The sequence below is a fragment of the Persicobacter sp. CCB-QB2 genome, assembly GCF_001274635.1.
In the GTDB taxonomy this organism is placed as follows: domain Bacteria; phylum Bacteroidota; class Bacteroidia; order Cytophagales; family Cyclobacteriaceae; genus Persicobacter; species Persicobacter diffluens.
Window position 1 is genome coordinate 3542681 of sequence record NZ_LBGV01000001.1, and the last position, 26614, is coordinate 3569294.

Here is a 26614-nt window from a genome sequence, read left to right on the forward strand (position 1 = left end):
CAATATACCAAATTTTGAGAGGTGTAAGAAAGGATTCAGGAAATGGAATTCTGTGATAAAGATGAATATCATTTCAGGCTAAAAAATGATGGTTTTACCCCTTGTAAATCAAACCATTTCGAATAGTTTTGCGCAAATTTTTAACAGCATTAAAACGTATTAATGAAATCTCTAAAAAACTTGAGAGTCTATGCAATCATGTCTTTAGGCGCATTTTTGCACTGCTTGGGTTGGTCAGCTTTTATTATCCCTTTTAAAATATCCAGTGGTGGATTGACAGGGGTGTCTACCGTAATTTTTTACGCTACTGAAATTCCGGTGGCCTTTTCTTATTTTTTGATCAATATTGCCCTGATTGGTTTAGGGGTGAAAGTGCTGGGCCCGCGCTTTGGATCGAGGACATTATATGGGGTGGTATTGTCTTCCCTGTTGTTTTATATATTTCCGGAATATGTTTTTCAGGAGCCCCTGGTAGATGATATTTTCTCGGCAGTCGTGGTGGGTTCGGCCATTTCGGGAACGGGTATTGGTTTGGTGTTATCACAGGGCGGTAGTATGGGCGGAACGGACATTATCGCCATGATTATCAATAAATACCACAATGTGTCTCCGGGACGTATTCTTTTATATTGTGATATCTTAATCATTTTCGCCTCCTATCTGGTGCTTCAAAAAGTGGAAGCCATTGTTTATGCCGGAGTGATTATGTTTGTGATTTCCTATGTGGTGGATTTGGTGTTGACCGGAGAAAAGCAATCTGTACAGGTGATGGTTTTCTCAGAGCGGGAGGAATTAATAGCCGAGGAAATCAGCAGGAAATTTAATCGTGGTCTGACCATTATTCATGGAAAAGGCCATTTTACCAAAAAGGATCGACAGATTTTGATGATTATGGCCCGTAAGCATGAGGCCAATACTTTATTGAGTTTAATTACTAAGGCCGACCCGGAAGCATTTATCTCCGTGGGGAAAGTAATGGGGGTTTATGGTAAGGGATTTGAATCCTTCAGAAGATAAAAAAAAGGCGGCCGCTTGGTCGCCTTTTTTGTTGACAGGAATAATGCTTAGCCCGGATTATTTCTGCTGCGATTCAGTAAATCTGTTTGGTGGAGCCTGAGCGCACCACCATCATTTTGTTGTCTTGATTAACACTCCAAAAAGGGAACCATTCCCTTTTTTTTCCTGCCCTAAGACCGTAATAGATAATTTTGTTTAGGGTAGAATAAGCTGATCTACCATTTGGATAATGCCATTGTCAGCTTTCATGTCCTTTTCTAATATGTTGGCACCTCCTACTGTGATATTATTGCCGGAGCCACTAACATCCAGGGTGTTGCCCAATAAGTTGGTTACACTACCGGCCCTGGCCATGTCTTTGGCATCCACGCTGCCTGAAAGGACATGGTTTTTCAGTATTTCAGTCAACATTTCCTTATTGTCCGGGTCGAGTAATTCCTGAAATTTGGTATTTCCCAAAGCGGCAAAGGCATTATTACTCGGAGCGAGAATAGTAAGGGGATCTGCTCCTGAAAGCAAACCACTGATGCCCGCTGCCTGTGCCAAAGTCATAAATTTGGAAAGCTTTGGATTTCCCTGAGCAAGGGCAAGTAAACTACCGGCAGATCCCGTCAATCCCCGACAGAGGAGCAGGAAGAAATGAGGAATAGCACGGATAAGATGGGCAGGTAAATGAGTCTCTTGAAATTCATGTAGGTTTTATTAGGTTGGAAATAATACAGATGTGTATTCTTGTGGTTAACTTGCCTGTACAGGATAGGTTTTATGCAAATCCTTTAAATTTTTGTGAAATTTTACGAATTGTAATTTTAGATGGCTACCAAGGCGCAGTGGTGTTTTTTTGATCGCTCCGGAGAGCGCAGAGCAAACGGATCTCCGGTTAAGGTGAATTTGTTTAAGGAAGATACGGCTCTTCTGTTCTCCTCCTTTAAGTTTGTGTTTGATAAGGCAATGGTACAACTGCCTCGATGCAAAAGAACGGAAATGGTTCATTTGATGGTCAGCCTGTTGAAATGGATTGGCGTACCGGTACTTTGGTATTATGGGGATTACGGCAGTTGGTTCTGGAACCTTACCTTTGCCGTTCTTCCGGTAGGTTTTTTGGCATTAGTGGTGCAGTTAATCGCCCGGATTCGCCCAAAAGCCTATTATATCTTCAGCCCTCTTTTGTTTTGGGAACTTGCGGCCTATCTGATTCCCGCTTATTATTTCACCAATCAAATTTTGGACAGGTGGTATCTGTCTAATAAGGATTTGGCCCTGACTATTTTGTTGGGGATGGGAATTAGTCAGCTGGGCCTGGCCATAATGCGGCAGTTTCAATGGCCTCTGGAACAAAAGGTTTTGGGTGGACATTACCCCAGATTGCTACAAAAGATGGAGGAAGGTTTTACGATAGGACCAAATCCTTTCATTCACTCTTTTTTAGGATTATTCTGGAAAGCCTATAAGTGGTTTATTTAGATGTTGATATTCAGGGCTTTTAATAATGAAATATTTAGCATGAATATGATTTTATTGTGGGTATTTTCGTTTTTATCATTGTTCGTAATCCTTATGATCAATTAAAACAGCATGAAAATGAAAAATCTCAAAGTCCTGATGCTTAGTCTGCTGACGATGCTCCTGTTCGTATTTGCGGCACCAAAAGCCCTTCAATATAAAGTGGATCCTTCCCAAACCAAGGTGAAATGGATCGGGCAAAAGGTGACCGGAGAGCACTATGGATCGGTAAATATAACAGCGGGTTTCTTATCCGTGGAGGAGGGTGTAATAACAGGAGGGACATTTTCTTTGGACATGACCTCCATTGTGGTGGAAGACCTGGGTGGGATGATGAAGAAAAAGCTGGAGAAGCATTTAAAGTCAGAAGATTTTTTTGGAGTAGAAGCGCACCCCACTGCCAAATTTGTGATCACTAAAGTTTATCGGCAGGGAAAAGAAAAAAATGAATATAAGGTGGTGGGTAATTTGACCATTAAGGGCATCACGAAAGAATTGAAATTCCCGGCGGTCGTGGAGGTGGATAAAGAGAGTCTGAAAGCCAAAGCGACGATTACTGTAGACAGAACCGAATTCAATGTGCGCTATGGTTCCGGTAGTTTTTTTGATGATTTAGGGAATAAAACCATTTATGATGAATTTATTCTGGAGGTGGAACTAAGCGCAAAAGTGTCTGCCTGAAAACATAAAGCTCCAAGTCGGAGCTTTTTTTGCCTCCTGATTCGTGTAGGTACAATTAATTTCTTAACTTTTAAATAAGCTTATCGGCTTTGAGTGAGGGGTTTGTGGATTTTTTTTCCTCTTTCTTCTTTTTTCACTCATTTCTTGTAACTTTGCTAATACAATTGATGTATAAACAACAATAATTAATACAAACAAAATTTAACCATGAAATCAATTAACAAATCTCTGTTGAATGTAGCGGCAGTTTTGGCGATCGCATTAGTGACATTTGCTTTTAAAGGAGCTGAAAAGCAATATGCGGTAGATGTGGCCAAAACCAATGTAAAGTGGACTGGTGAAAAAGTGACTGGTAGTCACTGGGGAGCCGTAAAGGTGAAAGAAGGTACATTGGCTATGGATGGTGATCAGTTGTCTGGCACATTTGTTTTGGACATGACCTCCATAGATGTGAAGGATTTGGAAGGAGAATACAAGGGTAAACTGGAAGGCCATCTGAAGTCTGCAGACTTCTTTGGTGTAGAGAAATTCCCGACTGCGAAATTTGAAATTACCAAGGCTTACCGTCAGGGTAAAGAGAAAAATGAATATAAAGTAGTGGGTAAGCTGACGATCAAAGGCATTACCAAAGAGATCAAATTCCCAGCGACTATTGATGCAGATAAAAACGTGCTGACTGCGAAAGCAACGGTTAAAGTTGACCGTACTGAGTTTGACATTCGTTACGGTTCCGGTAGCTTCTTCGATAATTTAGGGGACAAAACCATCTATGATGAGTTCACTTTGGATATCGATTTGAGCGCTAAAGCAGTTGCTGGATAATATTACAATCAATTTATACTTAATTTTGGGGAGCACGGGTCTTTTTGATTCGTGCTTTTTTTTTGACTGGAAACAATCCTCACTTAGGGGTATCAATGCCAATGGATAATAAAGGTATATACACTACAAATCCCCTTATGTGTTTGATAAAACCCGAATTATTCACCGCCAGATTCAGGGGTTTGCTTTAATCAGTTAATTATCAATATGGTACATTCGTGTCGACTGATTTTTTTATAGCCCAAATTTGGGCAAGCTTGCTCTCTCCTCATTCATCTGCTTCGTTGGAAAAAACTCGAAATAGGAAAAATTCCTTCATTTTTCCCGCCTTGCAGCTAAACGAGGATAAAAGCATGAATAATCCGGGTTAAAGCGCATTATCTTTGCCCCCCTATCAGGGTGTAATACGCTGTAATCCCATAAATCACTCTCATTATGTTATTGGTCCCAAAAATAGCCTCAATAGCTTTCTGGAGCATCTTCAATGGCTCGTCCGAATTGATTAGAGGCTTGATTTTTTATCGGTAAAAAATGAAAAAAAGTAAACCTTCGGTAAAATATAAGGGTGTAAATTCATTTTAAACGCCCCTAGTGGCCAACTTCCGGTAAGGCCGCTACACTGGTAATCTTAAAAAAATTCGAATGCTGCGGACGCTGTTGCCTGAAAAATTGGGCCGACTAAAAAGCGTCTTTGTGATTTGCTTCCGGACAAAAAAAGGAGGTCAGGCATTACCTGACCTCCTTTAAGTTTTATTAATAGACAAAGTTTAGAAAAGATTATCCAGAATCTTCTTCGCTTCATCTTTTACATCTTTCTTCTGTTCTCTATCCTCCTGTCTTTTTTCAGAGGAGGTCTTGGTGGTAATGGATTCGGTGCCGGCCAGTTTATAAGTCGGCTTATCATAGTTACCGCCAATGTCAAATTTAAAGCGCATTGCATCCGGAACGGCCTTGGTGTTGCCGCCTAATAAACCGGAGATGACCTTGTTGGCCTCATCGCCCAGTCCACCTGTCGGAACGACTACGTTCATTTTATAATCTAAAGACTTATCAAATCCATTACTTCCCTGAATAGTAGCGGTGTACTCTCCAATCTGAACATCGAAAGGCTGTACTTTTACACGGCCATTCTCAATTTTGGTGGACATGATCACATCTTTCAGGTCGATGGTTTTATTTGAAGAGCTGAATCCGGAAATGGACGAAATGCCCTGCACCAAACCGGAATTATTCACAGATGCTTGCTTGATTTTAATATCTCCCCCACCATTCAACGCATCAAAATTCGGTGTCATGTCCTGCAGGAGGCTGCCCTTCATGGCAAATTTGGTGTTGAATTTACCATTCATGTTTTTAGCCACCGGCGCTGCTGCCCTTACGGTATTCAGAGATTTGTAGGCCTGTGGGATATCAATATTGCTCATATCAAAATCGAAATCGAAAGTCGGGTCTTTCGGGTTGGAGCTGTTGTAGGCGCCTTTTAAAGCTATTTGACCGCCCATGGTGTTAAAGGTGAGCCCTTCCATGGAAGCAATGCCATTTTTCAAAATGATCTTTCCTTTCAGGTCCGTAAGCGTCATTTCATCATAAATGGTTTCTTTGATGTTGGCATTCAGCACCATATTGATGTTTTTCGGGATTTCCACCACTCCCTCAGCTGTTTCCGGATCTTTGGTCTCAGCCTTTCCCTTTTCCGCCTCGGTTTCTTCTACCATAAACTGGTTCAGGTTAAAGCGTTTGCTGTTGAAGTTGATGTCGCCGGTCAGGGTTTCATCTTTCAGGGCATAGGCCAGATAGTTTTTCAGCTTACCATTTACCGCAATATCACTATTGCCCACTTTGCCGGTCAGACCAGAAAGGGTGATAGTTTTAGGAGTAAAATTGGCCTCTGCATTGGCAATCCGTAAGCCCTGTGGCAGGTCGGCATCAGCATAGTATAAATTCGAAAGCGTAACTTTTCCACTGGTGGGTAATTTATCATAGGCTTCCGCTTCCAGATCAGACATCTTTCCTTTGGTCACAATGTCGGCATAAATCTTTCCACTCAGTTCCATGCTGTCCAGCTGGAAAGCTTTGGCCATTGTTCCTAAATCAATATTTCCTTTTGCTTTCACATCCCAGCTCGGATTGTTGAAGTTTTGAATGAGCATGGAGGCATCAAATACTTCTTTCTCCATGGTCATTTTAAAGTCATTCACCTTCAGGTAAGCGGTGCTCATTTTACCTTCCGGACTTTTCAATGAAGCATTGAAGCCGACATTCTTTACCGGAATCGGGAAATCAGCCGTCTGGAAATAGCCATTGGCTAAACTCATGCTTCCATCCAGCTTCGGAATGGTATTGGTCAGACTGTCGTAATACCCGTCTGCAGAGATGTCGACTTTGTAAATTCCTTTCATGGTCAGGCCTTCCTGATGGGCCAGATCACTCAAATCGGCCAGGTCAATGGTGCCTTTCAGATTACCTTCAATGTTGTATTTTTTTAAATCCTTTACCAACAATTTGGCGTCTATCGGATTTTTACCCAGGTCCATATGGAATTTGGGGATATTCACACTGGTATTTTCAATGATGCCATCCTTATTTTCAATTTCCATAGCCATATTCAGATTGCGGATGGCAGTAGGTAAATCCGGATATTGTATTTTTCCGTCTTCCACATTCACGCTTAAGCCAAAAGCAGGCATTTGATTGTCATTAAAAATGCCTTTGGCGTGACCGTGAATGTCAAATTCACCATCGGACTTAAATCCTTCCAGATCCTTCATGAATTCTTCCGGAATAAGGGATAAAACGGCTTTTAAAGAATTGTCTTTTGAGGCGAAAGTCAGGTCCATCTCAATATCCTCTGCCGGCATGGCCACATAACCATCAAAGCCCAAAGCGAGCTCATTCAGCCGAAGGGTATTCTCCTTAAAAGTAAATTTCATATGCGGAAGGTCAATGTTGATGGTAGCATCGGCTTCCAAAGCTCTTTTGTGCAAATACTCGGTGCCTTCCATGGCAAAGCTCATTTCTCCGATTTGGGTATGAGAAGACAAGTCGAAAATGTCCTGATCAAAATCACCTTCTCCCTGATGCTGCAAGCCATCAATCACCAGATGCATCTGACTGCCAAAATCATCATAACTCAATTTTCCATCGATAATCTCCCAGTGATCAATGGAAAAAGAGGCGCCACTTCCCCCGCTGGATTCTTCAGGGCGTTCTTCAACAGCGGTTTCATCACTTTTGGCAATGTCATAATTGGTGCTGCCGTCTTTTAATACTTTCACACGGATATCGGGGCGATCCAGAATAATTTCATTTAAGGCAATGGAACCACTCAGCACGCTGCCTACATTAACAGACAGGCTGAACTCTCCGATTTGGGCGAGGGTGTCCTGCTCAAAAGGAGCGTGTCCCACCACTCCAAAATCTCCCATGCTTACCGTCAGGTTGGGGAAATCTTTGAAGAAGGAAAGAGAGAATTGTTCGGAATCGTAATATACATCCGCATTTAAATTTTCATCTAAAGCGGTATTAACAGCGGATTCAATTTTTCCTTTTAGTAAGAATGGGGCAATGGCCAAGGCCAGAATCAGTAGCACAAATAGGGTGCCCAGACCAATAAGAAACTTTTTCATTTTGAAAGGGAAATAATTGGTTTGTCGGGATTATAGCGATCAATGTACAATAAATTGAGCGGAATAAATGAGAAATTAGAAAGAAATCGACCGATTTTTAAGTAATTCCTAATCCATTAATTGGAAAAACAGAATTCCTCTTAGATTGAAATATTTTTATAATCGACTATAACTTGTCTTTAATTCGTGACGTCTGTTTTCTTAGAGTTAAATCTATTTTTCATAAAAGCCCAACTAAAATGAAAACCAAAGCACTTGCCCTGAAAGATTACATCATTGATATCCGACGGAAAATTCATGCTAATCCAGAACTGGGGTATCAGGAATATGAAACGGCAAATCTGGTGGCAGGTGAATTGCGAAAACTGGGTTTGGAACCTCAAATGGAGGTGGCCAAAACCGGAGTGGTCGCTGAGTTTAGGAAAGGGGCCGGGCCATTGATTGCGCTTCGGGCAGATATGGATGCTCTGCCCATTCAGGAAGCCACCGGACTACCTTTCGCTTCTCAAATACCGAATGTTTCTCATGCTTGTGGCCATGATGCGCATACTGCCATGTTGCTGGGCGCTGCAAAAATATTGAAAGAAGAAGAATTTGAAGGTGGAATCCGATTGATTTTCCAGCCGGCAGAAGAAAATAATTATGATGATCCTGATCGTTTTTCGGGAGGAGAGCGCATGGTGAAGGAAAATGTGATGGAGGGCGTGGATTATGCAGTGGCCTTGCATCAGGTGCCGATGATGCCTTCGGGCATGATGAGCCTGACGGACGGCCCGGTAATGGCGGCGGCAGATGTGTTTACCATAGTAGTGGAAGGAAGGGCTTCCCATGGAGGACTATCTCCAGAAATGGGCGTGGACGCGGTATTTATCGCTGCACAAATTATTAATAACCTTCAGGCCATTGTGGCAAGAAATATTTCCCCAACGGAAAGCGGGGTGGTGTCTATCGGAACCATTGAGGGTGGATTTGCACCTAATGTGATTGCTGATAAAGTGGTGTTAAGGGGTACATGCCGTGCTTTAAGTCAGGAATCTATGGCGTATATCCGGGAGCGCATTCAGACGATTATTCAGCAAACAGCCGGTATGCATGGAGCGAAGGCTTCTTATGAAATTACGCAACATTATGACGTAACTGAAAATCACCCGACCCCGACTAAAGTGGGCCGGGCAGTGGCTAAGGAGTTACTGGGAGAGCAGGCCATTATTGCTTTAGGGCCGAATATGGGGGCGGAAGATTTTTCTTTCATGGCACAGGTAGTGCCTTCAGTTTTTGGATTGTTGGGTACTCAGATTATGCCTGAGGTCTCTTATTCCCTTCACCACCCCAGGATGAATTTGAATGAGGACATGCTTCCACTCGGAACGGCATGGCTGGCACAGACTGCCCTGGAACTGATGAAAGGCTAAAATAAGCACAAATTGGCACCGTTAGACTCAGGGAGATCACTCAAAAGTTTTATGATTAATACATTACTATTGGGTTTGCTGATTTTTTAATAGCCCAAATTGTGGCAAGCTTGTTTTCTTATTTATTCCTCTGTTTCCATGGAAAAAACGAAACAGGGAGACGAAGTCTCGATTCTTCCCGCCTTGCAGCTAAAGGAGGAGGTGCGCTTGAGTAATCAGAGTCAAAAAAAGGGCGGAAAAATCCGCCCTTCAAAGTATCCAATTATGGATTAGGTTCACCGCCATGCGGTAGGTTATTGTTTGAGGTCATGTTTTACACGGTGATGCACTTCTTCCTGCTTACCATTATTGAAGCGATCACGGTAGTTGCCGGTGATATAGCCGGTTACTCTTCTTAATTTCATTAGTTTATCGGATCCGCAGGAGGGACAGGTGTCTTTAAACAGGCCCTTATCTCCGCATTCCAGGCATTCATCATATGGAATATTCATGGCGAAATAGTATACGCCGGCCTCCATAGCGTGTTTGATTACCGGCAGGAGTATCTCCGCATTTTCGCTGATATCAGAGTTTAATTCCACATAGGTGATCGATCCTCCGGTGCAGTAATTGTGAAAAAAGGCTTCTTTTTCCACCTTCTCAATGGCATCCAGCGAATGCCATACCGGAATATGAAAAGAGTTGGTGATATAGTCCTTATCACTCACATTTTTGATTTCCCCATATTGCTTTTTCAATAGCTTCGCGAATTTATGACAGAGCGATTCGGCCGGGGTGGCATATAGCGAGAGATTCAGATTGGTTCTTTCGGCATGTCCGCTGACTTTCTCATACAGGAACTGAATGATTTGCTGGCCTTTTTCATAGGCCTGGGCATCTTCTCCATGGTGTTTGCCCATCAACACAATCAGGGTTTCCGCCAGGCCTATAAAGCCTACCGCCAGCGTACCACTGTTTAAAGTATCCCCGATGCGGTCATTATCTGCCAGCTTGGCGCCCCCCTTCCAGGTGTCGTTGCGATACATAAAGGGAGCAGATTTGGCCAGCTGTTTTTTCTGCCATTTCAGTCTCTCCGTCAACATGTCCACGCCGGTATCTACCATTTCGGAAAGTTTTCCGAAGAAATTCTCCCAAAGCTCTCCTTCTTCCATTTTGCTTACCTCAATGGCCAGCTTAGGGAGGTTAATGGTAATCGGGCTCAGATTTCCCCGACCGGATTTTCCATTAGATCCATGGCGGTTGACCCCGTTTCGGGTGCGGCAACCCATGGTAGCCGCTTCTTCATCCGGATTTTTAGCTTCGTATACTTCCGCATCTACATTCACATAGTTTGGATAAACCCGCTTGGTAGTACACTCGATGGCTAAATTTAATAAATCTGCATTGCGTCCTTTTTCATCAGAAACGCCTTTCTTGTATTTCCAGATTTGGATCGGGAAAATGGGTGTGGAAAATTCTTTCCCTATTCCTTTAAGAGTGGAGCGTAGCATAGATTCAATGACCAAGCGGCCTTCCGGTGAGGTATCGGTTCCGTAGTTGATGGAAACGAAGGGCAATTGGTTTCCTGCCCGGGATTCCAGATGATTCAAATTGTGGATTAGCGCCTCCGCCGCCTGAAAAGCCTCTTCGCGGGTTTTGTTCAGCGCATAGGCGTAAGCATTGGGATACGCTTTTTCCAGTTCCTCATTTTCCATGCGAATTTCCAGTGTTTCTTCGGCAAATATGCCCAGAAGCTCCGCCGCATTGGCAAAATGTTTTTTAAACGATAGCCCGATGAAGGGTGCCATATCGTAATCAAATTTGTTGGACGCAATTCCTCCAAACTGGCAGTTGGACTGGCACTGGAAGATTACGGCCACCAACTGCATGGCGGAACGGATGGAACGAGGCGGACGCATGGAACCATTGCTGGTGTAAATGGGGCGGCTCATTAAGTCTCCCAGATCCACGAACATGCAGTTCTGCATGCCCACAGCATAGGAGTTAAAGTCATGGAAGTAGATCCAGCCCTCTTCATGCATCTTGATGTGTTTCTTTGGAATCAGGAAGTTTTTCGCATATTCCTTGGATACCTCTGAAGACATGCGCGTCAATTTGGCCGTGAAGACGTGCTCTGGCATATTGGCATTTTCATTCTCAATATTGGAGAGGTTAATGGCCTCATCTGCAAATTTGAGAATCATGCTATCGGTTTGGCGGGATACTGCTCTTATTTTTCTGTATTCGATATAACTTCTTGCTATTTCATATTCATTATGGAACATCAAACGGTCTTCCACCAATCGCTCAATATCATAGACCGAAAGGTATTGGTAATTGGAAGAGGAAATCTGACTTTGCACCTCATTGGCGATGTTTTGTGCAAAGGATGAGCTTGCGCCGGCTTTTCCGACTGCGATGGAAATTCTGTTCATTTCAAAGGGTTCCACGGCCCCGCTTCGTTTGATGACATTCATGAATAATCGTTTTTTTGGGTAGGAAGAATTAAGTAGGCAGTTTGAATTTCAATAATCTGCGCCGGCAAAAGACAAGGTAAAATCACTTTATGAACTGATAATTATTAGGGAGGTGAATTAAAGGGTTGTTAGTCAGTGGGTTGTGGACTGTTTTTTCGGTAATATGGAGGCTCCGTATTTAAAAAGTGATAAAAGGGAACTCTTGATTGGTTGATTATTGAACTAGAAGCGGGGTGAATTTTTTTTAAGTACAATTGCGGCTTGTAGTAGAAAAAATCCCGTATATATATGAAAATTGTTAGTGAATCTATAATGGGTGCAATAATCGACTTGTTTCCAATGGCTTCTTAATTCTTTATCTCAACTAAACTCAAATGATGAATAGATTACTGTTTTTCGGATTTTTTTGTCTGCTTCCTCTTTTTTCTTTAGCCCAAGTAGAAATATCTCCCATGGTCGGTTACCAGTTAGGAGGAAGTATTGATTTCTGGGAGGGGAAATTCAAAATTAATGATCAGGTAAATTATGGACTTCAGCTGGCTTATCCGATACGGGAAGGTATGGCGGTGGAGTTGTCTTATACCCGTATGGATACCGATGCAGAATTCCGGGCTTATCGGGGTGGATTTGAAGACCGCTCTTTTGATCTGGCAGTTCAGTATATTCAGTTGGGAGCGGTTCGGTCTTTTGGACAGGGGCCGGTAGAACCCTTTGTGTTGTTGAATGCCGGTGCAGGCTGGGCCTCTCCTAAAGTGAATGATATTGATGATGAATGGCGGTTTTCGGTCATGTTTGGCGGAGGCCTGAAATATTGGTTCAGTGATCAATTGGCCCTGAAGTTTCAGGCGCGGATGATGATGCCGTTATATTTTGCCGGTGGAGGAATTTATGGAGGGATAGGCACTGGCGGACCCAGCGCAGGTGTGAGTGTTGGAAGCACGGCCATCATGGTTCAGGGGGATTTCTCTCTTGGACTCAGCATTCGCTTAGGGCAATAAACTTAAGCATGATTAATCTCCGCTAATTTCAGAAAGTAGCGCTAAAGGGTTTATTAAGGGGTTGTTTTGGGTGATTTCACTGATTTATTCATCACCCAAATGTGGGTAATCGTGCTTGCTCCTCATTCATCAGCTTCCTTGGGAAGAGCTTGAAATAGGCAAAATTCCTTCATTTTTCCCGCCTTGCAGCTAATTGAGTATTGAAGCAGGGGTAATTCGAGTTAAAAAGATTTTGAAAAAGTAAGGAACCTCTGGGCTACAGCTGGTTCCTTTTTTTGGTGCGCCGTGCATGGCGATTAACTAATCGGTGCAAGTCCGTAGTGGGGGTTAGTAGTGCCAACCACATAGCAGAAGGCAAGGGTGTTTACCGTGAGGTATAATCTGAAGGAAGCCGTATGCAAATCTCTGGCCTGAGGGACACGAACATCATGAGGCAGTGTTGTCTGGATAAGTTTGCCAAACAAAACGAAGTCCGAAACTACTCGGAAGGCAATGCTGTATATGGTGCAGGTAGATGGAGAGAAAGTTAATCGTCTTACCGCGGGAGATCTCGCAGGGGTGTCCACAATAGTAAAGGACACGTTCGAAAAAGGTTTACTGCGAGAAGTCAGCCGAAGTCAAAGTAGTCGAGACCGACGGCGAAGGACTGAACTTTAATTAGAAATCATTACAGAAAGTTACTGAATGAAAGGTAGAAAGCAGAAAGTACGAAGAAATAGTAGCTTGTTCGGAAAAGCACCTGCGGAACAGGGGAAAGCCGAACGAGTGCCGACTTTTGTTTGGATAACTGAAGCGGATGATTTCACAGTTACACAGAGAAAGGAAGGATTGTTAGACCAAATCTTGTGCCCTTACAATCTGAACCGAGCATATCAGCGAGTGGTCAAGAACAAGGGGAGCCATGGAATTGATGGGATGAAGGTCGGCGCTTTGGCGTCATACCTGCAAATTCATGGAAGGGAAATTGTCCAATCCATACGTCAAGGGAACTACCGCCCGAACCCAGTCCGACGTGTAGAAATACCGAAGGACAATGGGAAGACACGCCCTCTGGGGATACCAACGGTAGTGGATCGTTGGGTACAACAGGCGATCAGCCAAGTTTTAGTTCCGATTTACGAAAAGGAATTCTCGCCTCACAGCTATGGGTTTCGTCCTGGTCGCAGTCAGCACCAGGCACTACTTCAGAGCCAAGAGATCTTATCAGAAGGCTATCGTTATGCGGTGGATTTGGATATGGAGAAGTTCTTTGATACGGTAAATCACAGCTACCTGATTACTTTATTGTCAGAACAACTCAAGGAAGGATCTGTGATTTCGCTCATTCACAAATATTTGAATGCAGGTGTTGTCATAGGTCACAAATTTGAGGCAAGCACCGACGGCGTACCACAGGGTGGTCCATTGAGCCCACTATTGAGCAATGTAATGCTTAATGTTTTGGATCAAGAACTGACCAAGCGTGGACATCGTTTTGTACGCTATGCCGATGATATGATTATTTTCAGTAAAGGACGAAAAGGAGCGGAACGGCTCAAAAGAACAGTTACCCGATTTATTGAGGACAGACTGTACTTGAGAGTAAACAAGGAGAAAACGCAAGTAGTACCAATGTGGCAAATCAAATTTTTGGGATATTCTTTCTATAAGTGGAAGGGAAAAGTGCGTTTTCGAGTTCAAGCCAAAAGTATCAATCGGCTAAAGGATAAAATGCGTGCGATCACCAATAAAAGTAATGGTCTGGGCTATCAAAGGCGGAAAACCCTACTATCCCAAACGATAAAAGGGTGGATCAATTACTACAAATTTGCCGAGATGAAAACCATCATGCAACGACTCGACGAGTGGTTACGCCGCCGAATTCGGGCATTCACTTGGAAGAATTGGAAGCGAGTAAGAACACGGTTCAAAGAACTAAAGCGACTGGGTGCCGATACATCGAAAGCCTGGGAACACGCCAACACAAGAAAAGGACATTGGCGGATCGCAAAGAGCCCAGTATTACACAAAACCCTGACCGATGAAGTGCTCCGAGAACAAGGCTACGTCTCTCTAAAGACATACTATCTCTCTGTACACTGAATTAAGGAACCGCCCTGTACGGATCCGTATGCAGGGTGGTGTGGGAGGTGCACTGGTGAAAGTGAAATTTTCTTTCACCAGCCATCTACCCGATATTGGGGGGAATGGTTTCATTCTTGAAGCCATTTGTTATCTTTGTTGATTGGTGCTGACAATAAGAAATATGCCTAAGAAGAAAGCTGTTGAATCAAATGGCTTCGATCAAACCGGTCACAGCCATGTGGCGGTTTACGGAGCCCGCGAACATAACCTGAAAAATATAGACGTAAAATTTCCTCGCAATAAAATGGTGGTCATTACCGGTGTGAGTGGAAGTGGAAAGTCTTCTCTTGCCTTTGATACCATCTATGCAGAGGGGCAGCGCAGGTATATGGAGAGCTTTTCGGCTTATGCCCGCTCCTTTATGGGCGGTATGGAGCGTCCGGATGTGGATAAAATCGAGGGCCTGAGTCCGGTGATTTCGATAGAGCAAAAAACAACGGCGCGTAACCCAAGGTCCACCGTAGGAACCACCACGGAGGTATATGATTTCCTTCGATTGTTGTATGCCCGTGCTTCTGAGGCTTTTTCTTATCTCACCGGTAATAAGATGAGCAAGCAGTCCGAGGATCAGATCATTGATCAGATCATCAGGGCTTATGAGGGAAAGAAAGCCATCTTGTTGGCTCCGGTGGTGAAAGGCCGTAAAGGGCATTATCGGGAATTGTTTGTGCAGATCCGGAAATTAGGCTTCACCAAAGCCCGTATTGATGGCGAGATTATGGATCTGGAGCCTAAAATGCAGGTAGATCGGTACAAAACTCATGATATTGAAATCGTGGTGGATCGCCTGAAGGTGGCCGAAAAAGACCGTTTTCGCCTGGCTCAGTCGGTAAAAGTGGCCATGCAGCATGGTAAAGGATTGATTTTCCTGCAGGATGAGGAGGGAGATATTCATTATTTCTCCAAAATGCTTATGGATCCGGCTTCCGGCCTGGCTTATGATGAGCCCGCACCAAATTCCTTTTCCTTTAACTCCCCTTACGGTGCCTGTCCGAAATGTAACGGACTAGGCGTGATTGAGAAGTTTACCAAAGACTCCATTATTCCTGATGAAAGCCTGAGTATTAGTCGTGGAGGTATTGCTCCTTTAGGAGAATATCGGGATACCTGGTTCTTTAAAAAAATCGAGGCCATCCTCAAGCGCAACGACTGTAAGGTTAGTACGCCGATCAAAGACATCCCCAAAGAGGTGATGGATAAAATTTTGAACGGGGATGATGAACCGGTTCCGGTAGCTTCCAAAAAATATCCGGGCACGGAGTGGAACACCAAATTTGAAGGCGTATATAAATTGCTTTCGCAAATTATGGATCAGGGAACTGAGAAAATGCAGGCCCAGGTCAAGGATTTTGTCGCAAGGAAAACCTGCCCGGAATGTGAAGGGAGTCGCTTAAGAATTGAATCCCGACATTTTCTGATTGACGGGAAGAATATTTCTCAGCTGGCCGAAATGAGCCTGAAACAATTGGGCGAATGGCTGGTAGGTCTGGAAGATCGCCTGAATGATCGTCAAAAAGTTATTGCCACTGAAGTTCTTAAGGAAATTCGTAAGCGATTAGGCTTTTTATTAGATGTCGGCTTGTATTATCTGACATTGAATCGCCCCCTGAAGACTTTGTCCGGAGGGGAAGCACAGCGTATTCGGTTGGCCACCCAAATTGGTACCCAGCTGGTGGGGGTGATGTATATATTGGATGAGCCGAGTATTGGGCTGCATCAACGGGACAATGAAAAACTGATCAACTCATTGAAATCCTTACGCGACGTGGGGAATACCGTCGTGGTGGTAGAGCATGATAAGGACATGATGCTCGCCTCGGATTATGTGCTGGATATTGGTCCGGGTGCAGGTCGACACGGTGGACAGATTGTAGCCGAAGGCGCCCCCGAGGAATTATTGAAACAAAGATCCAATACTTCGGATTACCTCAGCGGGAAAAATGAAATTGCCATTCCTGAAAAAGTGAGAGAAGGGAAAGGGACTTTCCTGTCGCTTAAAGGAGCAAAAGGGAATAATCTGAAGAATGTGTCCGTTGATTTCCCATTGGGGAAAATGATTCTGGTTACCGGAGTTTCAGGATCTGGTAAGTCTACCCTGATTCATGAAACCCTCTACCCTATTTTGAGTAATCATTTTTATCGCTCTCATAAAGAGCCGATGCCTTATGATTCCATTGATGGATTGAAAGAAATCGATAAGGTCATTGAGGTGGATCAGTCTCCAATCGGAAGGACGCCGAGATCTAACCCGGCTACTTACACCGGGGTTTTTACCGATATCCGGGCATTGTTCTCTGCATTACCGGAAGCGAAAATTCGGGGCTATAAGCCGGGGCGTTTTTCTTTTAATGTGAAAGGCGGAAGATGCGAGACCTGCGAAGGCGCCGGTATGAAGCTCATTGAGATGGATTTCCTGCCGAATGTACATGTTCATTGTGAAACCTGTAAAGGAAAAAGATATAACAGAGAAACACTGGAGGTACGATTTAAAGGGAAGTCCATTTCGGATGTTCTGGACATGACGGTATCCCAGGCCGTGGAGTTTTTTGAAAATCAACCTAAGATTTTAAGGAAAATCAAAACGCTGGAGGAAGTGGGACTTGGTTATATTTCCCTGGGTCAGCATGCGACCACCCTTTCCGGGGAGAAGCCCAGCGAGTGAAGCTGGCCACAGAACTTTCCAAAAGAGATACAGGGAAGACGTTCTATATTCTGGATGAGCCAACTACCGGGCTGCATTTTCAGGATATCCAGCACCTGTTGGATGTTTTGAATAAACTGGTGGATAAAGGAAATACAGTCTTAGTGATTGAGCACAACCTGGATATGGTGAAAGTAGCGGACCATGTGATTGATCTCGGGCCTGAAGGCGGGGCTGAAGGTGGAACCATTATCGCTACCGGAACACCACAGGAGATTGCACGGAAGCGGAAATCTCATACAGGCCGATTCCTAAAAGCAGAGCTTTAGCCGAATTATTCACCCGTAGTCCCTGGCTGCTCATAAAGGATTTGTTATAAGTTCTTTATGAGTAGTTTTGCTGGATTTTTAATAGCGCATATTTGGGTAAGCTTGCTTTCTCCTCCTTCATCTGTTTCGTTGGAAAAAACTCGAAATAGGAAAAATTCCTTCATTTTTTCTGCCTTACAGCTAAACGAGGATTTAAGCATGGTTCATTCGGCTTAAATAAAAAACGCCCTGCCTTTTACTAAAAGGGCAGGGCTATTGTCATTCAAAATTATCAGAAAAAAGCTTACATGAGCATATAATAAGCGTCCCCATCAATTTGGGTAATAAAAAATGCATGTTTTAATAATGGTCGCATGGCAGGGTGATCTTCCAATGCTTTCAAATCCTCCGTCTCCTCACTTCTGATGATATCCCCGAATGCATTGATCAAAATGAATTTGTGGTGATCGGCAAAAAGTTCCAATTCAACATTTTCTTCCATCCATTCCGGTTCATTACCGGGTGCTTTTGCGTAATTTTCATTTTCTGCAAAAGCTGTTGCGGAATTTAAAAGGAAGATGTTGAAAATTGCGAATAATGTAATTTTTAAACCTTTCATAGCCTTGAAATTTAAAAATGGCCACTTATTTGATCTTTATATTTGTAAATATATAAAATAGAACGGAATAAAGTGTTTTCGGGTTAGGTAAGTTTTATGTAATATTTTTCACAAAAATTAATTTTTTTAATAAAAATAGAGGTGAGGGAATGGCGCTTATTCGCTGGTTGTGGATCGCAAATGGTTTAAACTTAGTCGAATGTTGAGGGCGGATTTTTGCGTTTCTGACAATTGTCATACTTTGGTTTTTGTAGATGATTTTGAGCCCGGGTAATAAAATGTTGCTTTTCCACCGAATTGAGAATAATGATTTTAAAGTTGATGGAGGGCCGAGAGACCAGTGGGTAAACCTGAATTTTTTGCCAATAAATTTAGTAGGTCTAGATAAAAGGTTTGCTGTCAGTTTATTGTATTGGAGGTCGCTGATTTTTATATAGCGCAAATTGGGGTAAGCTTGCTTTCTCCCCAATCATAAGCTCGTTGGAATAAACGATAAATAGGAAAGATCCCGGTCTTTTTCCCACATTGCAATAAACGAGGATTTCCGCATGCAAAAATTGGGTTAATGGAAATATTTTTCCTCTAAGGGGATGAATCGACCTTTGATCAAAAAATAGCTTTCTTCTTTGTGCAGGCTGAGTAAATTGAGCAAAAAGATGATGAAAAAATTAAGAGCATATTGGTTAATTCAGGTGATGGGATGGTCCACCTATGCCTGCTTGCACATCGTGCTTTTAATTATTTCCAATAATTTTGCGCCGGAGAAAGCATTCGAGATTTTTGCACTGGCGGGTTATTATTTAGTTTCTACTCACCTTTTTCGAGAATATATCCGCCTGAATCAATGGATGAAATTTAATTTGAATCGACTTGGAGGACTCGTTATTCTGTCTTCTTTCCTCTTAGCGGTTTCCAATTATTGTTTCCAGATTATCGCCTATTTCCTTACCGGGGCATTGGATCCTATGCATGATTTTGATTCCCTGTTTATTGTGGTGTCCGTTTCCTCTTCCATGCTTTTTTATTTTCTTTGGGCAGTATTGTATGTACTGTACCATTATCTGGATCAGCGCAATCAGACTTTAAAATATTTGGCAGCTTCCAGAGAGTTTGAGTTGAATCGCCTGAAGTCTCAAATGAACCCCCATTTTATTTTCAATGCATTGAATTCTATTCGTGCGCTGGTTTCTGAGCAGCCGGAGGATGCGAAAGTGGCGATTACCCAGCTTTCAGGTCTCCTAAGGAATTCCCTCGCCATGGACAGGAAAAAGTTAATTCCTTTGCGGGATGAGTTACGAACAGTTTCGGATTATTTGGCTTTAGAGAAAATCCGCTTCGAGGAAAGGCTGGAATATGAGTTTGAAATTGCCCCGGAAACCCTGAACCGCCTTGTTCCTCCGTTAATGGTTCAAACGCTGGTCGAGAATGGAATTAAACATGGAATAGCCAATTTGACACATGGAGGAGAACTTTTGATAAAAAGCCAGTGGCTGGAAGAAGAGGATTCAGTTTTGCTTAGTATTGTTAACAGTGGTAAATTGAATCAGGAAAAATTGAAAAATGCAAAGGGTTATGGTATAGCTAATACGCGACAGCGCCTTAAATTACTTTTCGGCGATAGTGCCCTTTTTGAAATCCGGCCGGATGGTGATCAGGTTTTAACCTTATTAAGCATTCCGCAAAAAACTGAAAACTATGAGAGCATTAATAATAGATGACGAAAGGTTAGCCAGAAAAGAATTGGCTTCTTTACTAAAGGCACATCCTGAGGTGGAAGTAATTGGAGAGGCGGTTAATGTGGATGATGCATATGAGCAAATTAATAAACTGCAGCCGGACCTAATATTTCTGGATATTCAAATGCCGGGGAAATCCGGTTTTGACCTTTTAACCATGCTGGATAAAAGCCCACAGGTGGTTTTTGCTACGGCTTATGATGAATATGCCATTCAGGCTTTTGAGGTGAACGCCCTGGATTATCTACTCAAGCCTATTCAACCGGATCGACTGGCAGATACCATTAGAAAGATTGTTGCTGGGAATAGTAGTGAGATGAGTCTAGCTCAGGATCCTATTGAGTCTGGTGCAAAAGCGGGTTCCAAAAGGGATGTGCTTGGGGTGAATGATCAGGTTTTTGTGAAGGATGGGGACCGATGTTGGTTTGTGCGATTATCGGAAGTGAGGCTTTTTGAGTCTGATGGTAACTACATCAAGGTGCACTTTGAGCAATTTAAACCGATGATTCATAAATCGCTCAATGCCTTGGATGAACGTTTGGACGATCGCCATTTTTTCCGGGTTTCAAGAAAGCATATTGTTAATCTTGCGTGGATTGAAAAAATTGAGCCTTGGTTTAATGGGGGGCTAATGCTTGAGCTTAAGGGGGGAGAGAAAGTGGAGGTCAGCAGAAGGCAGGCTACAAAATTCAAGGATATGATGAGCCTTTAAAAGCCAAAAAATTAGCAGGGAAAATTAGAAGTATTGCTGAGGTGATGAAGGGTTATTTTGAGGAATAGCATCGCTATTGTGAAAAATTATCCAAAATCGCTTCCAATAGTTTGAGTTTGCAGCCGGATGGTTTGCTTTAATCACCCTCTAAGGCCTCACTTGCTGAATCAGTTTTTCTTGTAATTCCCATTCAGCTGCTATCCGGATCATGGCTGTTGCTTCCATTTCAGTGATATATCCTTTAATATGGAGTAAATCCCAGACTTTGAGCAGGTGATTTAAGCGAGTGGAAGGTTGCAGTGGAATGTGATTCAGCTCTTTTTTGGCCCGTTCAAAAATATTGAGGTAGTCACTTTTGATAAATTCAAGGGCCCATTCTTTCAGGTTTTCTCCCTCTGCATGCTGGGAAGCCTCGTGATTGATGATATTTTGTTCATGCTCATCTAATCCGTGGTAATGCAGCATTAGGCACATTAAAAGGAAAAAAGCTCTTTTTTCATCTTTAATCATTTCCATGAGGTTGTTTTCAAAGAAAAGACCGCTTCAGGTGGCCCAGTTATCAGTTATACAACCTTATTTTGAGGAGGAAATGTTTCTAAAAGTCATTTTTCTTACATTAAAAACAGGTGTTCTGTAATTTGATCTGCTATCATTTTGCCTTTTGAGGTCAAAAAAAGTACATCACCCTGTTTTTCCAGAAAATGATCTTTTTCCAGTTTTTGCAGATAAGCGCCATGTTCTCTGGATAAATCAAAATTCAGATGATTTTGAAGGTGTCCCAGGTCGCAACCCCATTTTGTTCGAAGCCGGGTCATGATATATTCATTAATCAGATCTTCTCGGCTAAGAACTTCACCATCAAGCGGTAATTGGCCCTCTTTGATCGCCTTTACATATTTAGCATTATTGGCAATATTGAAATGCCTTTCCTGATGATTGTAGCTGTGGGCACCTGGACCAATGCCCAAATATTTTTTTTGAAGCCAATAGCTGCTATTGTGCTTAGATTCAAGGCCGGGCAGACAAAAGTTAGAAACCTCATAATGTTCATATCCATGATTAGCGGTTGTATTTATAAGGATTTCGAGTTGATCCGCGGCCTTGTCTTCATCCACGGGTCGGATTTTTCCCTTCCGGTACCAATTCCCAAAGACGGTCTTTTCTTCAATGGTCAGTGCATATGCGGAAAGGTGCGCTGGTCTTAACTTCATCATGAGCGCCAGATTTTCTTCCCATTCTTCATTGGAACTTTGTGGCATGGCATAAATCAGATCCAGATTGAGGTTATTAAATCCTGCTTTTCGGGCATTTTCCACCGCATTGAATGCCTGCTCACGGTCATGTGCACGGTGCAAAAGCTTCAGGTCTTTTTCGAAAAAGCTCTGAATGCCGATGCTTAATCGGTTAATGCCGATTTGATGCAGACCCTTTAAATAAGTGAAACTTAAGTCATCGGGATTCGCCTCGAGGGTAATTTCCGGTTGGGGAATAAGGGTGAAATTTTTGTAAATAGCCTCAATGATCTGGCTCAGCTCTTCAGGGCTTAAGAGGGAAGGGGTTCCACCTCCAAAGTAAATGGTTTCTACCGTTTCAGTCTCTAAGTATTCCCGTCTAAGGGAAAGTTCTGAAATAATAGAGGCGACCATTTCTTCTCTCAGCTTTCCGCTAGTGCTGAAATGAAAATCGCAGTAATAACAAGCTTGCTTGCAAAAGGGAATATGAATATAAATACCAGCCATTAATGCAAAGAAAACAAATAGAGCGGGATATTGAGGATAATGGCCGATGATTATTTCGGATTAGGTGGGAATTTAATTTGAGCTGGTTAATTTTGGGGATATTAAATTTTAGTATGCGAAGCAGATTTAATCGGTTATTTTTCCTTATCTCAGCGCTTCTTTTTATGAGCGCTTCCTTATTTGGTCAGTCTTTAAAGCCTCAAAAAGACTATGGCAATTTTAAAGAGTTTCACTTCAAATCAATAGAATTTCATCCGGTGGTGATTTCTTTGCCATCCAATACGGCTATTTTTGTGAATGATGAGCCCGCGTATTTTTTTGTAAAGGATACCGTTATCCATTATGGATTTGAAAACTTTAAGGTGCAGGATTATGTGGGTTTGGTCAGAATCGGTTTTTTTAAACCCTCTGGCTTGTCCGGCTTGGAGGTAGCTTTGGAAGCGGAGCCCCCAGAGCCTCACCAATTAAGCTTATCTGAAAGGTATGATTTAAAGCTGGATGACTTTTTGGTGATCGCCATTTTGGCTTTGTTAGCCCTTTATGCTTTATATTTAAATGCTTTTCCATTAACCTTTATGGGTTACCTTTCTCCATTTGGTAGCCCTGCTAACAAGGATTTAAATCTTTTGAAAAGTAATCCTTTTTCAAAAGAGAATGCCCTTTTGATTGTTTTCCATTCGGTGGCCATTGCAACCCTTTTCTTTACGTCACTATCGGTGCTTAGGCCTGAAATGATCCAAGGTTTAAATGATGAATCAATTATTTTTTATTTTTTGTTATCGGCATTATTAATTGTATTATTCTTCTTTTTGAAGTATATCCTTTTGGTCTATCTAGGTTCTATTCTGGAAAAGAATGACATTCCCCCACTCCACTTTTTAGAGTATTTAAAGCTTTCTTTTTGGTATGTTAATTCAGGCTTAATTTTTATGTTATATTTAGTTTTATCAGGCCAACAGTTTTGGCTTACCTCCCAATTTTTAGTAGGGATTGTAATATTTCTTGGTTTGTTTAGAACTGCCTGGTTGCTTATTAGGCTAGCTGTCAGTGGTTCGTTTAGTTATCTGAATTTATTTTCGTACCTTTGTGCCTCAGAAATTTTACCGCTTTTCGTGGGCGTTAAAATTGCGTTGAATTGGTGATGATATTCGGAATTTTTTCAATCTAAATTATGTCTACTTCTACTGATAAAGAAAGTATTAAACCAGTAAAAAAAATATTGGTTTCCCAACCAAAACCGGCAAACGATAAATCCCCGTATTTTTCTTTAGCAAAGAAGTACGGCGTTCAGATTGATTTCAGGCCTTTTATTCAAATTGAGCCAGTAGGCTATAAGGAGTTTAGAAAGCAAAAGGTAGATATTTTGGCACATACCGCAGTGATCTTTACGAGTAGAAATGCGGTCGACCACTTTTTCAAGTTGTGTAAAGATTTGAAAATTGAGGTGCCCTCCGACATGAAATATTTTTGTATCTCGGAGCAGACTTCAAATTATTTGCAAAAGTATATTCAGGTTAGAAAGCGCAAAGTATTTGTTGGGCAGAGAACCGCTTTGGATCTGATTGAAATCCTGAAAAAGCATAAAAACGAAAAATACGTTTTTCCATGCTCTGATATTAGAAAGGATGATATACCAAATTTCTTTGAGAAGAATGGGGTGGAATGGAGTGAGGCCATTATTTATAGAACTGTTGCTTCTGACCTTTCTGATTTGTCTGACGTCAATTACGATTTGATTGCCTTCTTTAGTCCATCCGGGATCAATAGCTTGTTCGTGAATTTCCCCGAATTTAAGCAAAATAATACACGGATTGCCGCTTTTGGGCCAACTACGGCTAAGGCCGTAAAGGATGCGAATTTGCATCTAGATATTGAAGCACCGCTGCCAAATGCGCCATCTATGACCGGTGCTTTGGAGCTTTATGTAAAAAAAGCGAACGGATTGTAAAAAACCTACATCAAAATCTTTGCATATTTATCACATTTTAATTAAATATAGCGTTGATAATAACGCTGTATTTAATTTTTAATGTACCCAACCTAACCTATGCGTTTTAACATCACCTTTTTGTCCCTTCTTTTGATAGGAGTTTTAGGGCTAAATACATCTTTTGCGCAGCAAGCTCCGATGTATTCCAGCGCCCCTTTTGTTCCCCTATCCTTTAATCCCGCCTATTCAGGTGTGGAGGGGTATACCCGTGCGACGCTTTTGCATAGATCGCAATGGTTGGGAAATACCTCTTCCTTTGATGGTAATGCCGGATTAAATACCCAGCTCCTCATGCTGGATGCGCCCGTATACCGTATTCGCAGCGGTGTGGGCTTAGTAATCGAGAACTCTTCCTTACCCGCAGTTAATGATCTTTCAATAAGAGCTAATTATGCCTACCATTTAAGAATTAAAGAGGCCAAACTTAGTTTTGGAGTTAATGTGGGGATGTATTCCAGGGCCTTTGATAATTACCAATGGCGCCCTAATGAAAATGAGGATTGGATGACCTCTGGTCAGGTTTCGCAGGTTTTACCTGATATGGGGGTGGGAATATTTTTTCAATCCCAAAAGTTTTATGGAGGATTGGCCTACAATCATTTGTTGGATGCTTCCTTTGATTTTGGGTTTACTAGCCAATTACGCGATAAAATTCCGACGGCCCTTAATGTGTTTATGGGCTATGATTACGAATTCAATTATGATTTGATCATTACTCCTTCTTTATTTTTTCACACGGACTTTGCTATTTATACTGCTGAACTTGCAGTTCGAGGTACATACAAAGATAAAATGTGGGGAGGGATGAACTTTCGGTGGTCAGAGTCTGTTGGTTTGTTATTAGGATATTCGCTACTTAAAGATAATTCTTTAAAATTAGGTTATGCATTTGATTTTGTGGTGATTGGGCAAGGAGCTAAAGCAGCAACTTCTCATGAATTTATGATTTCTTATGCTTTACCAATCTCTGGAGACATTAATAAAAAGATTATTAGAACTCCAAGATTTAGACATTAAGGTTAAATTTTTGTGTAATTTTTACTTTTGGTTGTTTAGGCTTTAGGATACCATTATATTGGTAAATCTTTGAATTCGAATGCAACCAAGTTATATTAGAAGAATTCAAATTCTCAAAATAGGTGTTATGAATATTGTGCAGAATTTCAGGTCCATTTTTACAATGGGACTGATTACAATCGCGCTGCAGAGTTGCGGACTTTTCGGTGGCGGCGGTGGTTATGATGACCAAGGGGAACTGGTAGGTGTCCTTGATCGTGAAAGCTGGACGCCGGACATTCCATTCGGGATGATTCCAATTCCTGCAGGTACCTTCCACATGGGACAAGCTGACGAAGACGTCGCCCGCTCCCAGATTAACATGAACAAACAGGTGACCATTGGATCATTCTATATGGATGATTCCGAAATTACCAATAATGAGTACCGCCAGTTTGTCTTCCATCTTTTAGAAGATTCCGTAAGTATTTTAGGGGAAGAGGAAATTATGTCCAAGTATTACCCGGATACTACTGTGTGGATGAAAGATTTCACCCACCATTACGGAGATCCATTGCTAGAAAGTTATTATCAGCATCCGGCTTATGATGAATTCCCAGTTGTGGGAGTGAGTTGGGTGGCTGCTCAGTATTTCTGTGATTGGAGAACAAATTACCTGAATGCCTGGAGAAATGACCAAGGTTTATTTTCAATGCCAAAGTTCAGATTGCCCTCGGAGGCCGAGTGGGAATACGCCGCCAGAGGTGGACGTGATATGGCCAAATACCCTTGGGGTGGTCCTTACCTTAGAAATGCAAAAGGTTGTATGTTAGCCAACTTTAAACCGGGTCGAGGTAACTATTACGATGATGGTTATGCTTACACCTCTCCTGTCTATTCTTTCTTTTCTAATGATTATGGACTTTACGAGATGTCAGGAAATGTTTCAGAGTGGTGTCAGGATGCTTATAATCCGGCTGCTACAGCTTTAGTATGGGATATGAACCCTACTTATAATGACGCAAATGAACCACGAAAAGTGGTTAGAGGAGGTTCTTGGAAAGATATCGCTTATTACCTGGAATTGGGTACTAGAGATTTTGAGTATCAGGATTCAACTCGTTCCTATATTGGCTTCCGTTGCGCAATGACCTATTTGGGTCGTTCTTCCGGAACAGAATTTTAGTAATTTAAAAAATAATATATCCCATATATAACCTAAACATCAAGCGAA

Annotated in this window: 20 protein-coding genes and 1 pseudogene; 14 read left to right on the top strand and 7 right to left on the bottom strand. The window is 42.2% G+C overall.

Annotation, left to right across the window (positions count from 1 at the left end; all coding sequences use genetic code 11):
- The first annotated feature begins 162 nt into the window (after positions 1-162).
- The gene (locus NG22_RS15650) at positions 163-1017 is read left to right on the top strand and encodes a YitT family protein (protein WP_053406584.1); all 855 of its coding nucleotides are present in this window, start codon (positions 163-165) and stop codon (positions 1015-1017) included.
- Positions 1018-1212: 195 nt separating this feature from the next.
- Here the strand turns inward: NG22_RS15650 and NG22_RS15655 are convergent, their stop codons facing one another.
- Entirely contained in the window at positions 1213-1632 is a 420-nt protein-coding gene (locus NG22_RS15655) for a fasciclin domain-containing protein (protein ID WP_053406585.1), read from the bottom strand.
- A 198-nt stretch (positions 1633-1830) separates the two neighbouring features.
- Here NG22_RS15655 and NG22_RS15660 point away from each other — a divergent pair, with 198 nt between their 5' ends.
- From NG22_RS15660 to NG22_RS15670, 3 genes are all read left to right on the top strand, one after another.
- Entirely contained in the window at positions 1831-2481 is a 651-nt protein-coding gene (locus tag NG22_RS15660; RefSeq protein WP_053406586.1) for a hypothetical protein, read from the top strand.
- Positions 2482-2598: 117 nt separating this feature from the next.
- Positions 2599-3201: a YceI family protein gene (locus NG22_RS15665; RefSeq protein WP_082305145.1), complete on the top strand. Its 603-nt coding sequence runs from the start codon at positions 2599-2601 to the stop codon at positions 3199-3201.
- Between the two features lie 207 nt (positions 3202-3408).
- Positions 3409-4023, top strand: a complete 615-nt coding sequence (locus NG22_RS15670) for a YceI family protein (protein ID WP_053406588.1) — start codon at positions 3409-3411, stop codon at positions 4021-4023.
- Positions 4024-4790: 767 nt separating this feature from the next.
- On the opposite strand, the gene NG22_RS15675 is transcribed toward NG22_RS15670, so the two are convergent.
- Positions 4791-7649 carry an AsmA-like C-terminal region-containing protein gene (locus NG22_RS15675; protein WP_053406589.1) on the bottom strand — a complete coding sequence of 953 codons (2859 nt, stop codon included), beginning with the start codon at positions 7647-7649 and terminating at the stop codon, positions 4791-4793.
- A 239-nt stretch (positions 7650-7888) separates the two neighbouring features.
- On the opposite strand from NG22_RS15675, the gene NG22_RS15680 reads away from it, so the two are divergent.
- On the top strand, positions 7889-9061 hold the full coding sequence (locus NG22_RS15680) for a M20 family metallopeptidase (protein ID WP_053406590.1): 1173 nt from the start codon (positions 7889-7891) through the stop codon (positions 9059-9061).
- A gap of 293 nt (positions 9062-9354) precedes the next feature.
- On the opposite strand, the gene nrdD is transcribed toward NG22_RS15680, so the two are convergent.
- On the bottom strand, positions 9355-11517 hold the full coding sequence (nrdD, locus tag NG22_RS15685; protein ID WP_053406591.1) for an anaerobic ribonucleoside-triphosphate reductase: 2163 nt from the start codon (positions 11515-11517) through the stop codon (positions 9355-9357).
- Positions 11518-11891: 374 nt separating this feature from the next.
- Between nrdD and NG22_RS15690 the strand changes: the two genes are divergently transcribed.
- Positions 11892-12515: an outer membrane beta-barrel protein gene (locus NG22_RS15690; protein WP_072159126.1), complete on the top strand. Its 624-nt coding sequence runs from the start codon at positions 11892-11894 to the stop codon at positions 12513-12515.
- A 296-nt stretch (positions 12516-12811) separates the two neighbouring features.
- Here the strand turns inward: NG22_RS15690 and NG22_RS17875 are convergent, their stop codons facing one another.
- On the bottom strand, positions 12812-13096 hold the full coding sequence (locus NG22_RS17875) for a hypothetical protein (RefSeq protein WP_157601159.1): 285 nt from the start codon (positions 13094-13096) through the stop codon (positions 12812-12814).
- 103 nt (positions 13097-13199) lie between these two features.
- Between NG22_RS17875 and ltrA the strand changes: the two genes are divergently transcribed.
- Entirely contained in the window at positions 13200-14597 is a 1398-nt protein-coding gene (ltrA, locus tag NG22_RS15695; protein ID WP_216597633.1) for a group II intron reverse transcriptase/maturase, read from the top strand.
- A 163-nt stretch (positions 14598-14760) separates the two neighbouring features.
- Positions 14761-17609, top strand: a pseudogene (gene uvrA, locus NG22_RS15700) (excinuclease ABC subunit UvrA).
- A 283-nt stretch (positions 17610-17892) separates the two neighbouring features.
- On the opposite strand, the gene NG22_RS15705 reads toward uvrA, so the two are convergent.
- Positions 17893-18207: a hypothetical protein gene (locus NG22_RS15705; protein ID WP_053406593.1), complete on the bottom strand. Its 315-nt coding sequence runs from the start codon at positions 18205-18207 to the stop codon at positions 17893-17895.
- 656 nt (positions 18208-18863) lie between these two features.
- Between NG22_RS15705 and NG22_RS15715 the strand changes: the two genes are divergently transcribed.
- Together NG22_RS15715 and NG22_RS15720 are read left to right on the top strand one after the other, a co-directional pair.
- Positions 18864-19925, top strand: coding sequence for a sensor histidine kinase (locus NG22_RS15715; RefSeq protein ID WP_053406595.1), 1062 nt, complete (start codon positions 18864-18866; stop codon positions 19923-19925).
- On the top strand, positions 19903-20655 hold the full coding sequence (locus NG22_RS15720; RefSeq protein WP_053406596.1) for a LytTR family DNA-binding domain-containing protein: 753 nt from the start codon (positions 19903-19905) through the stop codon (positions 20653-20655). Before NG22_RS15715 ends, NG22_RS15720 begins: the two co-directional genes overlap by 23 nt.
- A gap of 147 nt (positions 20656-20802) precedes the next feature.
- Here the strand turns inward: NG22_RS15720 and NG22_RS15725 are convergent, their stop codons facing one another.
- Complete coding sequence (locus tag NG22_RS15725; protein ID WP_053406597.1) at positions 20803-21171, bottom strand: hypothetical protein; 369 nt, start codon at positions 21169-21171, stop codon at positions 20803-20805.
- A 95-nt stretch (positions 21172-21266) separates the two neighbouring features.
- A complete protein-coding gene (gene hemW / locus NG22_RS15730; protein WP_053406598.1) occupies positions 21267-22394 on the bottom strand; it encodes a radical SAM family heme chaperone HemW in 1128 nt (375 codons plus the stop codon).
- Between the two features lie 362 nt (positions 22395-22756).
- On the opposite strand from hemW, the gene NG22_RS15735 reads away from it, so the two are divergent.
- The 4 genes from NG22_RS15735 to NG22_RS15750 all read left to right on the top strand — a co-directional run bounded on the left by NG22_RS15735 (position 22757) and on the right by NG22_RS15750 (position 26566).
- Positions 22757-23536, top strand: coding sequence for a DUF4271 domain-containing protein (locus tag NG22_RS15735; RefSeq protein ID WP_172674387.1), 780 nt, complete (start codon positions 22757-22759; stop codon positions 23534-23536).
- Between the two features lie 29 nt (positions 23537-23565).
- Positions 23566-24342: a uroporphyrinogen-III synthase gene (locus NG22_RS15740; RefSeq protein WP_053406600.1), complete on the top strand. Its 777-nt coding sequence runs from the start codon at positions 23566-23568 to the stop codon at positions 24340-24342.
- Between the two features lie 99 nt (positions 24343-24441).
- On the top strand, positions 24442-25401 hold the full coding sequence (locus tag NG22_RS15745; protein ID WP_053406601.1) for a PorP/SprF family type IX secretion system membrane protein: 960 nt from the start codon (positions 24442-24444) through the stop codon (positions 25399-25401).
- Between the two features lie 127 nt (positions 25402-25528).
- Positions 25529-26566: an SUMF1/EgtB/PvdO family nonheme iron enzyme gene (locus NG22_RS15750; protein ID WP_157601162.1), complete on the top strand. Its 1038-nt coding sequence runs from the start codon at positions 25529-25531 to the stop codon at positions 26564-26566.
- The last annotated feature ends 48 nt before the right edge of the window (positions 26567-26614 follow it).